This window comes from Porphyromonas sp. COT-239 OH1446 (assembly GCF_000768875.1).
GTDB lineage: Bacteria > Bacteroidota > Bacteroidia > Bacteroidales > Porphyromonadaceae > Porphyromonas.
Map to the genome: position 1 here is coordinate 291,295 of NZ_JRAO01000010.1, position 13,930 is coordinate 305,224.

The following is a 13,930-nucleotide window of genomic DNA, read 5'->3' on the forward strand; positions in this document are numbered from 1 at the left end:
GGGGCTTATTGCCCAGCCTGGCTCCCCCCTATGAGCTGCTCGATAATCCCTTGGAGTCCCCTTGCCTCAGGGTGCTTGGAGTATTTCATGAGGATTGTCCGTGCTGCCTCGAGCTCCTCGATCGGTCTCCTAAGCAGTGCTACACCCATGATGAGCGTCCTAGCATAAGCAAGTTCGTAGGCCGCAGGCTGCTCTTGGGCTAGTTTCTGTCGAATGTCTCGTGTCTCCCTATAGGCCTGCTCAGCCTCCTCGGACCTCTCGAGCTTGTTGTAGAGGAGCGCAAGGTTGTACTGCGTCATGGCGAGTTTGGGTTTGTATGTTTGTGGGTTCTTTAGCTCCAATTCTCTATATCTCTCTAGTGTATCCTCAAGGAGCTCCTTGGCCTCGTCGAGTTCCCCGATACTACCCAGCAAGATGCCCAAGTTATTCAAGGTCATGGCATGATCGGGCTTGTAGGCCTGTGGGTTCTTTTGCTCCAATTCTCTATATATCTCTACTGCCTCTTTATAGTGTTTCTTGGCCTTGTCGAGCTCCCCGATGTCTCTCAGCAAGAGCCCCAAATTATGCCATATCGCAGCCATATTTGCCTTGTATGTCTGTGGGTTCTTTTGCGCTAATTTGCGATAGATCTCGAGTGCTTCTTCGTAGCAGCCCTTAGCCTTGTCGAGCTCCCCGATGTCGCTCAGCAAGAGCCCCAAGTTATTCAAACTCATGGCTACATTGGGCTTGTATGCTTGTGGGTTCTTTTCTGCTAATTTGCGACGGATTTGTAGAGCTTCTTCGACGTGCTTCCTAGCTTCGTCTTGCTTTCCGATATTTCTTAGTAAACCTCCTAAGTGGTCTAAGCTTGCAGCAAGGTCGGGCATGTAGGCCTGTGGGTTCTTTTGCGCTAATTTGCGATAGATCTCGAGTGCTTCTTCGTAGTAGCCCTTGGCCTTGTCGAACTCCCCGATACTACCCAGCAAGACCCCCAAGTTATTCAAGGTTTGAGCTACATCGGGCTTGTAGGCCTGAGGGATCTTCTTTGCCAATTCTCGAAAGATCCCTAGTGCCTCCTCGTAGTAGCCCTTGGCCTTGTCGAACTCCCCGATATCATCCAGTAAGTTCCCCAAGTTATTCAGGATTTTAGCCACATCGGGCTTGTAGGCCTGTGGGTTCTTTTGCTCCAATTCTCTATACCTCTTTAGTGCCTCCTCGTAGTGCTTTTGGGCCTCCCCGAGCTTCCCGATGTCGCTCATCAAGATCCCCAAGTTATTCAAGATTGCAGCTACATCGGGCTTGTAGGCTTGAGGGTTCTTTCGCTCTAATTCTCTATACCTCTTTAGTGCCTCCTCGTAGTGCTTTTGGGCCTCCCCGAGCTTCCCGATGTCGCTCATCAAGATCCCTAAGTTATTCAAGATTGCAGCCACATAGGGCTCGTAGATCTGTGGGTCCTTTTGTACTAATTTGAGAGACATCTTGAGTGCTTCCTGGTAGTGGCTCTGGGCCTTCTCGAGCTCTCCGATGTTGCCCAGCAAGTTCCCCAGGTTATTCATGCTCGTAGCCACATTGGGTTGGTGAGTCTGAGGGCTCTTTTCTGCCAATTCGCGAGATATCTTTAGTGCCTCCTCATAGTGCTCCTTGGCCTCGTTGAATTCCTTGAGCCCATGCAGTAAGTGGGCATAGTTGGAGTGATGCTCGGCGGTTGGCTCTAGCTCTAGTAGACGCTCGTAGAAGTAGCAGGCTTCGTCGAAGGTGAACATCACTTGGGCCGCCTTGATGAGCTCCGTGAGGAGTCTCGCCTTATCCTGAAGACGCCTCACATCGTCTTGCTTTTCACGGTTGCTGTATGCATCGAGCACCCCTCTTAGGCTTTGGTTGCTCTCCCTGCCGACTACATCCCTGATGCCCTCCAGTGCTTCGGCTAGGGAGTTGTTGTCGCTCTGACGTAGTCTTTGGATCTCCGCCTGTAGCTCCTCGGTGTGCTCGAGGACGTAGCTCGCAATCTCTTTGATGAGGTCTCGGGCACTCTCTGAGTGGATGCGCCCTGCCTCGAGCATCTGATCGATGGCCCTCATTGTAGCCTCTCGCCCCTCTCTAACGGGGAGCTCCCCAAGGATAGCTTGGATATACTGATCCGTCATCCCTATAGCACTAACCTGCTTCAGGAGTTCTTCTATTCGGAAATTGGAGGCCGTTGGCTGCTCGGCCACTCGTGCGTCGAAGGCCTTGATCAATCTCTGCTCCTCTTCACTCTTTGCCCAGGACGAGTTCCGTGATCTGTAGTATTCCCTGAGACGCTCGGAGTAGTGGGCATGTCTATCCCTCGGGATATCGACATCCGATAGGGCCGCTCGGATCGCCTCATCTACTTGCGCCCCAAGCTCTCGGTCTCCTCGATGACGTACCTCTTCAATCTGATTAGTTATGAGGTTAGAGACAATGTTCTCCGAAATGGCACCTATTATGGCGAGCACTGCAAAGCCTTTGAGCAACCTCTTTATCCGGGGCTTCCCGCTCTCCAGGATGGATTTGCTCCAGGCTACGGCACGGCTGCTTGCAGATCGCAGGAGACTAGGCCATTGTCTAGCCCGACTCCATAGGGTTTTCTTTGTCTCTTTCTCTTGCATGGCGGGGGAGGGGATGGGGTCTGTTTTTGGGGGTAAGAACCACTGCTGCAAAGGTAACGATTCCCCCTGGATGGGCATCGCTTCCTCTCTACAAAAATGGCACGGCCTCACCTCCCTCTCGGATAGAGGGGAGGCGGGGCTGCTGGTGAAGCACTGGGGGCACTCCATGGCATGCCCGCCGAGGGCTCGGGGGCGATCCCTCCGCCTCCTCACCTGAGCACTCGGGAGGCTCTCGACCGAGGGCCCATATAGGACGCCGTAGAGACTCAGATAGGACTTCACTCGAGACTCAGATAGGAGCTCGATCGAGATCCAAGTAGGAGCTCCACTGCGATCCTACCTGGATCTCGGTATGAAACCCAGTTGTATTTGTATCTCTCTTGTAATAAGGTTGTTGTGTGGCTCTTGGGCTTTGGTCTGCGCAGCTAAAAATACGCCCTCATCTGAGAGTCCAGGATGATGGTTACTGGCCCGTCGTTGGTCAGCGTGATCTGCATATCTGCCCCGAAGACCCCATAGCTGATCGGACGGCCGAGCCGCTCCTCTAGAGCCTTGCCGAGGGCTTCGTATAGGGGGATGGCCCTCTCGGGTCGTGAGGCTCGGATATAGGAGGGGCGGTTGCCCTTCTTCGTCGAGGCCATGAGGGTGAATTGGCTCACCAGCAGCACCTCGCCGCCAGTGTCGATGAGGCTGCGGTTCATGACCCCAGCTTCATCGTCGAAGAGGCGCATCTGTGCGACCTTGCTCGCCAGGTAGCTGACATCTTCACTGCTGTCTCGGTCTTCGATGCCGACCAGGAGCAGCAGCCCTGGGCCGATCTCGGCATGCCTCTTCTTTTCGATCTCGAGGCTTGCCCCGAGGACTCGCTGGATCACGATGCGCATAGCTTGGGTAGTTTGATGGGTTTATTCGTCTTCCCCCTCGCTCTGAGGGTGGTGTAGAGCGGTGTAGATGAGAGCCGCCTTGCTCGTGCCTACGACGCTGGCGATCTCCTGGCTCGTGGCCTCTAGGAGGCGATGCACCGAGCCGAAGCTCGAGAGGAGTCGCTCCTTCGTCTTCGGGCCAATGCCCTTGATGTAGTCGAGGCGAGAGGAGAGCTGGGCCTTGCTCCTGAGATCTCGGTGAAAGCTGATGGCGAAGCGATGTACCTCGCTCTGGATCAGCTCCAGCAGCCGAAAGCTCGGGCTCTGGTGCTTGATCGGGATCACCTCGGGCGGTGTGCCGTAGAGGAGCTCCGTGCTGCGGTGGCGATCATCCTTGACCATCCCCGCCACAGGGATCTCGAGGCCGAGCTCCTCGAGCACGCTCTTGAGGGCATTCATCTGCCCCTTGCCCCCGTCGGCGATGATGAGGTCGGGTAGGGGAGCTCCCTCGCTCTGTAGCCTGCTGTAGCGTCTCATGGCGACCTCTCGCATCGAGGCATAGTCGTCCGCCCCCTCGACGCTGCGGATGCGGTACTTGCGGTAGTCCTTCTTGCTGGGCTTGGCCTGCTTGAAGACGATGCAGGCCGCTACGGCCGAGCTGCCCTGTATGTTCGAGTTGTCGAAGCACTCTATGTGCATCGGCAGCCGCTCCAGCCCGAGGGCTTGGCGCAGCTCCCCCAGGGTCTGCATCATCCGCTGCTCGGGGTTGAGGCGTTCGGCCTGCTTGTACTTGTCCACCTTGTACTGTCGGACGTTGCGCTCCGAGAGCTCGAGCAGCTTGCGCTTATCCCCTCGCTGGGGCACGGTGATCGTCGTAACCTCTGGCAGAGGCCAGTCTATCGCCTGCGAGAGGATGACCTCACGGGCTCGGCTGCCGAAGCGTCGCCTGAGCTCGATGATCGCCGTGGCGAAGAGCTCCGTATCGCTCTCGTCGAGCTGCACCCGATACTCCAGCGTGTCGGCCTTGGTGATCATCCCCTGCGAGATGTGTAGGTAGTTCACATAGAAGCTGTTCCCATCACGCTCATAGCTGAAGACATCCACCTGGTGGATGTGCTGCGGGGCTACCGTATGCCGCACCTCATACTGCTCGAGCTGCTCGAGCCGCTCCTTGTAGATCTGCGCCTCCTCGAAGCGTAGCTCCTCGGCCAGGCGCATCATCTCCTCTCGGTAGAGCTCTATGACGTCCCTGAGGTTGCCCTTCAGGAGGCTGATGATCTCACGGATATTGGCCTCGTAGTCCGAATGCTCTTGCCCCCCGATGCAGGGGGCTTTGCACTTCTTGATGTGGTACTGTAGGCACTCTCGGTACTTCCCCTCTCGGATCTTGTGCTCGCTCAGGTCTAGGGCGCAGGTGCGCAGGGGGTAGATGTCCTGGATCATCGCCAGCGTCGCATGGGCCATCTGTACGCTGGGGTAGGGCCCGAAGCGAAGAGACCCATCCCTCGGAGCTCGCCGCAGCACCTGTACCCTGGGGAAGGGCTCGTTGCGTACGATGATCTCGGGATAGGTCTTGTCGTCCTTGAGCAGGACGTTGTATCGGGGCTGGTGCTCCTTGATCAGATTGTTCTCCAGGATCAGAGCGTCGAACTCCGTCTCTACGACGATGTACTCGATGGCTCTTATTTGGCGAACCAGCAGGCGGGTCTTGCTGCTGGTCGTGTCGCTGTGGAAGTAGCTGCTGACCCTACGCCGCAGGTTCTTCGCCTTGCCCACATAGATCACCTGCCCCTCGTCGCCTAGGTATTTATAGCAACCAGGGGCTTCGGGTAGGGTGGGGAGGATCTGCTTGATCTCTTCGCGGGTCATGGAGCGGATGTTTCACGTGAAACATTATCGACCGCACAGCACCAGCAGGACGCTCACGTCGTGGGGCGAGATGCCCGGGATGCGTGAGGCTTGCCCGATCGTCCTGGGGCGGATGCGCTCGAGCTTCTGCCTAGCCTCTGTCGAGATGGAGGAGATCTCTTCGTAGTTCAGATGCTCGGGGATGTGGACGTAGTCCAGTCGAGAGATCTTCTCCGCCATCTCTCGCTCCCGCTCGATGTAGCCGCTGTACTTGATGAGGATCTCAGCGCATTCGACGATCTCTGCCCGACGAGAGGGAATCTCTCCTAATAGGCGACCCAGGGCTGGGACGAGCCCCGAGAGTCCCTCGAGGGAGAGCTGAGGCCTCAGCACGAGGTCAAAGAGCTTACAGCCCTGGCGCAGCGGTGTGATGCCCCGCTCCTCTAGGGCGGGATTGATCAGCTGGGGCTTGATGGAGTAGGTCTTGGTAAACTCGATGATGCGATCCCTCCACGCCCGCTTCTCCTCCAGGAGGGCTACTCGCTCCTCAGTGGCGAGCCCGAGCTCTGCCGCCAGCGGCGTGAGGCGCATATCGGCGTCGTCCTGGCGTAGCAGGATGCGATACTCAGCTCTCGAGGTGAACATGCGGTAGGGCTCATCGACCCCCTTGGTAACTAGGTCGTCGATCAAAACCCCGATGTAGGAAGAGCTGCGGGAGAGGGTGAAGGGGGCTAGCCCTCTCGTCCTCTGATGGGCATTGATCCCAGCGATGAGGCCCTGCCCTGCTGCCTCTTCGTAGCCCGTCGTGCCATTGACCTGCCCAGCCAAGAAGAGGCCAGGGATGACCCTGCTCTCTAGCGTGTGGTGCAGCTGCGTGGGGTCGAAGAAGTCATATTCGATCGCATAGCCTGGGCGATAGAGACGCACATGGCGCAGCTGGGGGATCTGCCTTAGGGCCTCGAGCTGCACCTCGAGGGGCAGAGAGGAGGAGAAGCCATTGATGTAGTACTCATTCGTCGTCTCCCCCTCAGGCTCGAGGAAGAGCTGATGGCTGTCTTTGTCCGCAAAGGTTACGATCTTGGTCTCGATGCTGGGACAGTAGCGGGGCCCTATGCTTTGGATCTGTCCGTTGTATAGGGGCGAGCGGTCGAGAGCCTTGCGCAGGACCTCGTGGCAAGCCTTGTTGGTCATCAGTGTATAGCAAGGTCTCTGGATGAGGCTGCTACGGGCAGGTGTGTCCATGTAGGAGAACTTGTGATGGTCGTCCTCCCCCTCCTGTACACCCATCTCCTTGGGGTCGAACGAGCGGCCATCGATGCGAGGCGGAGTACCAGTCTTCATCCGATCGGTGCGCAGACCTGCCGCTCGGAGTTGCTCCGTTAGCCCGTGGGAGGCGGGCTCGGAGATCCGTCCTCCCTCGATCTGTAGCTCTCCGAAGTGCATCAACCCTCCGAGGAAGGTGCCAGCCGTTAGCACGACGGCCTTGCCCTCGAAGCGCACCCCGAGCCTCGTCTCGACCCCCTGCACCCCCTCCTCGGGGTCTAGGAGGAGACGCTCGACACTATCCTGCCAGAGGTCAAGGTTCGGCTCTTGGTCTAGCTCCTCTCTCCATGCCTCCATGAAGCGCATGCGATCGCTCTGGGCTCGAGGGCTCCACATCGCTGGACCTTTGCTGCGGTTGAGCATCCGAAACTGGATAGCTGTGCGGTCGGTAATCAGTCCCATCCGCCCTCCTAGGGCGTCGATCTCTCGGACGATCTGTCCCTTGGCAATGCCGCCCACAGCAGGGTTGCAGCTCATCTGACCGATCTTGTTCATGTCTTGGGTGATGAGGAGCGTATGCGAGCCAAGTCGGGCGGCGGCAGCGGCGGCTTCACAGCCTGCATGTCCTGCACCGATGACAATAATGTCGTATTGTAGCGTCATAATATATCTTGGATGAATGCCCCTGGGCTCTCCTCGTGTCGAGGGCTTGGAGGGCTGGCACAAAGATACCGTCTCCGCCACTAATCTACAAGCCTTGAGGCCTGTGGGTCGTGGCGGAGGCGGTAGCCTCTAGGCGAGCGAGGGGCTCTCTAGAAGAGGTCTGCGATGACCCCGTCGGAGACGAAGACCCCTGAGGGACTCAGGCGTAGCCTTCCCCCCTCGAGGGTGAGCGTCCCTCGCTCGAGATGCCCCCTCGAGCGATCGAGGAGGCTCTCCACCTCCTTGGCGGAGAACTGCTCGGCCATGGCCTCGAGGTCGATGCCCCACATCGTCCTGAGACGTGTCAGCAGATATTCGTGGAGCTTGTCCTCGGGGGTAAGGGTCTCGACCTCGTGCGCCCTACGCCCCTCCTCCAAGGCGAGGGCGTAGAGGGTGGTCGAGGCCACGTTGTGGCTGCGGCGCAGCCCATCATAGCTATGTGCCGAGGGGCCTAGGCCAATGTACTTAGAGCCGAGCCAATAGCCTGTGTTGAGGCGAGCATAGCAGCCTGGACGAGCGAAGTTGGAGATCTCATAATGCTCGTAGCCTGCCCTAGAGGTCTCGTCGATGAGTAGCTCGAAGAAGCTAAGACTAGCCTCTTCGCTGACCTCCTGCACTCGCCCTTGTCTGAGGGCGCGCATCATCGGCGTCCCCTCCTCGTAGATGAGATGGTAGGCCGAGAGGTGGGGAGGGGCGATCTCGAGCATTTGCATGAGGCTACTCCTCCACCCCTCGAGCGTCTGAGCTGGAAGGCCATAGATGAGGTCGAGGCTGAGGTTGTCGAGGCCGACGGAGCGCAGCAGCTCGACGGCTCTGAGGGCTTGAGCTCGGCTGTGCCTGCGCCCCAGCAGGCGCAGCTCTCCCTCGTCGAAGCTCTGGACGCCCATGCTCACTCGGTTGATCGGTAGGCGACCCAAGGCCTCGGCGTAGGCGGGGGAGATGTCGTCGGGGTTGGCCTCGAGGGTGATCTCCCCGCCTGGTAGGAGGTCGTAATGGCGGCGGATGGCCTCGAAGATGGCCTCCAGCTGCTTGATCGAGAGCAGCGAGGGAGTGCCTCCGCCGAGGTAGATATGCTCGACGGTCTCGTCTGCCGCTTCGGGAGCGCGTAGCTCCAGCTCCTTGAGCAGGGCAGCATGGTAACGCTCCATCAGACGGAGGTTCGTTCGGGTGTAGAAGTCGCAGTAGGAGCAGCGTGTGGCGCAGAAGGGGACGTGCAGGTAGAGGTTCATCGCCCGAAGATCCCCCCCTCTGTAATGCGCCTCTTGAGCTCCTCTAGGCCCTTGCTCGCCCCGAGGGCAATATGCTCGATGTCGTGGCGATAGGCCGAGACTACGGGTTTGGGATCGATGAGGATGATGGGTGTCGTCCTTGGGGCATAGCCTACGAGGCTAGCGGCAGGATAAACCCCGAGCGAAGTGCCTACGATGACGAGCAGATCGGCCACCTCGACGAGTCTTGCCGCAGACTCCATCATCGGTACTTCCTCTCCGAACCAAACGATGAAGGGGCGTAGTTGTGAACCATCGGGGGCTAGATCTCCGACCTTGAGGGCGAGGGTCTCGGGCGTTACGGGGTGGGTGATCTGCCGGTGGGCTACGGAGCAGTTCTTTGTGAGCTCGCCATGCAGGTGTATGACGGAGCTACTGCCTGCTCGCTCGTGCAGGTCATCTACGTTTTGGGTGATGATGTCTACTCGATAGCCTGCCTGCTCGAGCTGGGCCAGGGCGATATGTCCTTGGTTAGGCTTGGCGGCAAAGGCCTCACGGCGGCGCATGGCGTAGAAGTCGAGGACCAGCTGCGGATTGTGGTAGAAGCCCTCGATGGAGGCTACATCCTCGACACGATGCTTTGCCCAGAGACCGTCGCTGTCTCTGAATGTGGCCAGTCCACTCTCGGCACTCATGCCTGCGCCCGTGAGGACTACGATGTGGGGGGTACTCATTGTGCTTGTTGCTGTGATGTGGATGGAGAAATGCTTGCTGCGCTCCCAGGGGGACGAGGGGGAAGGGTTAACGCCTTCTGCGTCGCTCGATCTCGGTGCGGTACTCCTCTGCCTTACGCTGCCCCTTCTTGTCCGAGCCGAAGCCATCGAAGGCGAAGATCTCGGGGATCTTCGTCGCAAGATCTTCTACTCGGGCCGGTGCGTCGGGCCGGTGGTGCAGGACGATCTCGTCGTAGAGCTCGCCGTTGTACTGACGGGACTGATAGTGCAGTCTATCGGCACGTACACGGATGCTCTGATAGAGCTGTAGCCCCGAGCCTAGGCGGTCGTGCCGCTCGTCCCAGCCATTGCGATAGGTTTTGGGCGAAGACGAACTGATCAGATATACGGGGCTAATGGCCTCGCCACTCTCGGTGTGAGAGCTGATGCGTGAGTAAGCGTGGTCGTGTCCCTGGAGGATGAGGTCTGCGCCCTCCTGCTCAAGGATCGGATTGAAGACATAGCGCATGACAGGGTGTGAACGCCCCTGGCGCACTGTGTAGACGGCATGGTGAAACATCACGATCTGCCAAGGTTGGGCCGACGAACGCAGGGCCGAACGCAGCCAGGAGCGATGCCGTTGGATGTCGATCGGCCCGTTGATGCCGTTCGAGTCGATGACGATGAAGCGCATGAGGGGGAAGTCTATATAGTAGCTCCTACCCTCGAAGCCTTCAGGCCCATTCTTTGGATAATTGTACTGGGCGACCCATCGAGGGTCAAGCTCTCGGAAGAAGCCTCGCTTGAGGTACTCATGATTGCCTGTAGAGAGTATCGTGGTGAGCTCACCGCTCCACGGGGCAAAGGCCCGATACCAAGCCTCCCAAAAGTGGTCGCATGGCCCCTCAATCTGATCCCCTGCGGCGGCAAGGAAGTCGGGCGAGGGGACTTGCTCCCTCAGGCGAGCGAAGAGCTCCTGACTCATCTCTCCACTAGGATCTTGCACATCGCCTAGATAGACGAAGTGGGTCTCCTCGTCGCTCGGGGGGATGACGAAGCTGTATCGCTCCGAGGACTCCTGCCCCGTGTGCACCCGATAGCGATAGGTCTTACCCGCCTGTAGGCCGTGTAGCTCGGCATGGTAATAAGCCCCCTTACCCGAACGGCTGCTGGCGATCACGCCCTCGGCAGGCAGCCATCTGCGCTCGAGGATCACTGTGTCGCCCTCGGCCAACCCATACTCGAGCCAGGAGTCTTGCAGCAGGCTGTCGCAACGCCAAGAGATCGTGCGGCTCGAGGCGAAGTGTGCCCCTGGTACGATGCTCAGACGATCGATGCTCTGGGGTGGGGCGTAGGGGAGCTCGGGGAAGTTGCCGAACCATGCCCGCCAACGCCAGGTCAGTAGGCCTGCGCTGGCGATGATGAGCACGAGGGTGAGGATGAGGGCCCGTCTGAGGCCTCGCCTCTGCTTCTTGCCCGAGGGGTTGCTTCTTCTAGTGCTGTAGCTGGATCTCCTGCTTCTCTTGCGCTTCATATATCTCTACTATCTTGGTTACTAAGTGTATATCTATACTGGTGGGGCTTGCTTGTCCCCAAAGTTAGCTCTTTCTATCCACAAATGTCTCTCTGTGAGTCGCTCCCTGCTGCTCTCCCAGCAGCTACCTCGTCCCCTGAGGCCCTCCTTCGAGTTCATGATGCCATGCTCCTTGTGGGTGAAGGCTCGGGAGGGTTGTGGCGGAGCTCTCGTCTCTTCGTCCGTTGAGTGCCTACCGAAGCCTCATCTGAGACCTCGATAGGGGCTCGTCAGACGAGAGGATAGGCCCTCGGTGGAGCTCCTACTTAGACCTCTCTTGCGATCCTATTTGGGTCTCGATGGAAGTCCTACTTAGATCTCTCTTGCGATCCTATTTGGCCCTCGGTAGAGCTCCTATCTAGATCGCTTGAGGGTAGGGGATAGCCCTCCTCTCGAGCCCTAGAGCTCGAAGTGTACGCAGGCGGACAGTAAGTGTCCGTTATCGGACACTTGATTCGAAAATAGTATTTGATAATCAGCGTGTTATGACTTTGGCACGATGCTTGTTTCTCTACTAGGTAAACGAACAACATCATTACGCATTATGGACAGAAACATCCCCCAAGCAACCCTTCGCCGTGAGAAGCTCATGCGCTGGAGCAAGGTCGGCATCGCTCTTCTCATTCTCTTCGTGCTGATCCTTGTCGCCATCAGTTATCTGCGTGCCAGCGTATCTCTACAGGATCTCAGACGCTCTACCGTAGAGGTGGGGACGATCGAGGTCTCTGTAGGAGCTTCGGGCAGGGTCGCTGCGGCCTTTGAAGAGGTCATTACGGCTCCGATCTCGAGCCGAATACAGGAGGTCTACAAGCATGCAGGCGACTCCGTAGAGGCAGGTACACCGCTGCTGCGCCTCGACCTACAGAGCATCGAGACCAACTATCGCAAGCAGCTGGACGAGCTCAAGGTGCGCTCGCTTCGCCTCCAGCAGCTACGCATTCGCTCCGCCAGCCAGCACAGCAACGCAGAGATGCAGATTAAGGTCGGTGCGATGCAGCTCGATAAGATGCAGGTGGAGGTGCGCAACGAGCGTTACCTCGATAGCATTGGGGCTGGGACGACGGACAAGGTACGTGAGGTCGAGCTCCGCCACCGTGTAGCCGAACTGGAGCTCGAGCAGAGCCGTCGCCGACTGGACAACGATCGTCGTGTCGCCGAGGCCGATATTCGGGTGATGGAGCTCGAGCTGGAGATCTTCCGCAAGACCCTCGCCGAGACGAAGCGCATCCTCGAGGATGCACAGATACGAGCCCCCAGGGCAGGCGTCTTGACCTTCGTGCACGATCAGATCGGTTCGCAGGTATCTCCTGGGACCCAGATCGCTACGCTGTCGGATCTCTCCCACTTTCGCATCGATGCCGAGATCGCCGATAGCTATGGTGATCGCATCGCTGTGGGTAGCCGTGTCGTAGTCAAGGTCGGCAAGGACGAGCTCGCAGGCGTGGTGAGCAACCTGACCCCGCTCTCTCGCAATGGGGTGATCCAGTTCAGCGTATCGCTACAGCAGAGCGATTACCCTCGTCTACGCTCTGGGCTGAGAACCGATGTGCACGTGATGCATTCGATCAAGGAGGATGTCCTGCGCATTGCCAACGGGCCTTATTACAATGGTAAGGGGAGCTATCAACTCTTCGTGCTCTCTGGAGGAGAATTGGTTCGCCGTGAGGTCGTCCTCGGCGAGAGCAACTACAAGTGGGTCGAGGTCGTCTCAGGTCTCGAGGTCGGCGACGAGGTCGTCGTCAGCGATATGAGCCAGTATCGGGACAAAAGCAAGCTCTCTATCAGTGAATAACCCCAAGACAAACGACAGGACATGATGATACAGCAACATCTCAAGCAAGTACGAGAGCTCGTCAGGAGCAACAAGCTCTACAGCGGGATCTACATCGCTGGTACTGCCCTCTCGATCACGATGGTCATGCTCGTGGCCATTCACTTCTACCTCCGCACAGCCGATCTCTACCCCGAGACAGGGCGCAGGCGTATGCTCTATGTACAGGGGGCACAAGTGAGTCCCATGGACACGACTGAGCAGTGGACCTCGAGTGCCTTCCTCTCGCATCGTACGATGACCGAGTGCTTCTATTCCCTGACCAAGGCCAAGGCTGTCGCAGGCTCGATGCTCATCATGGGGCGAGGCTCGAATACCATTTCCTCTGCCGATGCTCCTCGGGACAAGAAGGTGTATGCCAAGTATGTGAGCTCGGGTTTTTGGCAAGTGTACGACTTAGAGTTCCTCTCAGGCAAGCCCTTTACTCAGGCAGACTTCGACGCTGCTCGCCCTGTGATGGTACTCAATCGTAGCCTAGCGGACTACCTCTTCCCCTCACGGGAGGCCGTTGGGCAGGAGGTGAACTTCATGGGGCATCGCTACAGCATCATCGGGGTTGTTCGGGATGTTCCCTATCATATGGGAGGCTCGTTTGCTCATCTTTGGATCCCATATACCTGCCACGAGGGGTACAAGGATGCCTTCTCTCGAGGCGGTATCCTCGGGACGATCGAGGCAGCGATCCTCCCTCGAGATGGGGTCTCTCAGAGCGAAGTGATCGCAGAGCTCGAGGCGAACCTCAAGCGTCTAGAGGAGGCTACACAGATGAAGATCAACCTGATGGGCCAACCCGATACGAGCCTTCGGGCGATGTTTCGCCTGGGCAATCTAGAGATCGATCTCTCGAAGATCATTATTGGCCTAGTTATCATCTTTGCGCTTTTCTTCCTCGTGCCTGCCCTCAACCTCACGGCACTCAATAGCTCGGTACTCGAGGGACGTCTGGCCGAGCTGGGCGTACGCAAGGCCTTCGGGGCAACCAACCGCTCCATCATCATGCAGGTGCTGGTAGAGAACTTCGTCCTGACTCTTCTCGGAGCTTTGCTCGGGCTAGGGCTCGCCTACATCATCCTCTCCTCCTCGGTCTATGACTCCTTCGTCAGTTCGATGATTACCTACATGGCAGGCGGTACGACCTCGATCAAGCAATTCGCCCCAAGCATCTCGATCGGTATGTTGCTTCGGGTTGAGATCTTCGCCTTTGCCTTCGTTTCGGCCCTCCTGCTCAATACCTTCACCTCCCTCATCCCTGCCTGGCGGTTTACCCAGAGGAGCATCGTAGATGCCCTCTCGGACAATCAGGCTAGCAAAAAGTAAAGC

Annotated in this window: 9 protein-coding genes; 2 read left to right on the forward strand and 7 right to left on the reverse strand. The window is 58.0% G+C overall.

Annotated elements, in window-relative coordinates:
• Positions 1-5: 5 nt before the first annotated feature.
• The 7 genes from HQ37_RS08045 to HQ37_RS02920 form a co-directional block, all read right to left on the reverse strand.
• Positions 6-2,456: a tetratricopeptide repeat protein gene (locus HQ37_RS08045; protein ID WP_160215060.1), complete on the reverse strand. Its 2,451-nt coding sequence runs from the start codon at positions 2,454-2,456 to the stop codon at positions 6-8.
• Positions 2,457-3,034: 578 nt separating this feature from the next.
• On the reverse strand, positions 3,035-3,493 hold the full coding sequence (dtd, locus tag HQ37_RS02895) for a D-aminoacyl-tRNA deacylase (protein ID WP_036880075.1): 459 nt from the start codon (positions 3,491-3,493) through the stop codon (positions 3,035-3,037).
• Positions 3,494-3,514: 21 nt separating this feature from the next.
• Positions 3,515-5,341, reverse strand: coding sequence for an excinuclease ABC subunit UvrC (gene uvrC, locus HQ37_RS02900; protein ID WP_036880080.1), 1,827 nt, complete (start codon positions 5,339-5,341; stop codon positions 3,515-3,517).
• Between the two features lie 24 nt (positions 5,342-5,365).
• On the reverse strand, positions 5,366-7,246 hold the full coding sequence (gene mnmG, locus HQ37_RS02905; RefSeq protein WP_036880082.1) for a tRNA uridine-5-carboxymethylaminomethyl(34) synthesis enzyme MnmG: 1,881 nt from the start codon (positions 7,244-7,246) through the stop codon (positions 5,366-5,368).
• Positions 7,247-7,395: 149 nt separating this feature from the next.
• Complete coding sequence (gene hemW / locus HQ37_RS02910) at positions 7,396-8,514, reverse strand: radical SAM family heme chaperone HemW (protein WP_036880085.1); 1,119 nt, start codon at positions 8,512-8,514, stop codon at positions 7,396-7,398.
• Positions 8,511-9,227 (reverse strand): Sir2 family NAD-dependent protein deacetylase, encoded by a 717-nt coding sequence (locus tag HQ37_RS02915; protein ID WP_036880087.1) that lies wholly within the window; start codon positions 9,225-9,227, stop codon positions 8,511-8,513. The genes hemW and HQ37_RS02915 overlap by 4 nt, the downstream gene beginning before the upstream one ends.
• Before the next feature lie 67 nt (positions 9,228-9,294).
• The gene (locus HQ37_RS02920; protein WP_036880090.1) at positions 9,295-10,740 is read right to left on the reverse strand and encodes a metallophosphoesterase family protein; all 1,446 of its coding nucleotides are present in this window, start codon (positions 10,738-10,740) and stop codon (positions 9,295-9,297) included.
• 583 nt (positions 10,741-11,323) lie between these two features.
• Here HQ37_RS02920 and HQ37_RS02925 point away from each other — a divergent pair.
• Positions 11,324-12,571 (forward strand): efflux RND transporter periplasmic adaptor subunit, encoded by a 1,248-nt coding sequence (locus HQ37_RS02925; RefSeq protein ID WP_036880093.1) that lies wholly within the window; start codon positions 11,324-11,326, stop codon positions 12,569-12,571.
• 21 nt (positions 12,572-12,592) lie between these two features.
• Entirely contained in the window at positions 12,593-13,927 is a 1,335-nt protein-coding gene (locus HQ37_RS02930; RefSeq protein ID WP_036880096.1) for an ABC transporter permease, read from the forward strand.
• The last annotated feature ends 3 nt before the right edge of the window (positions 13,928-13,930 follow it).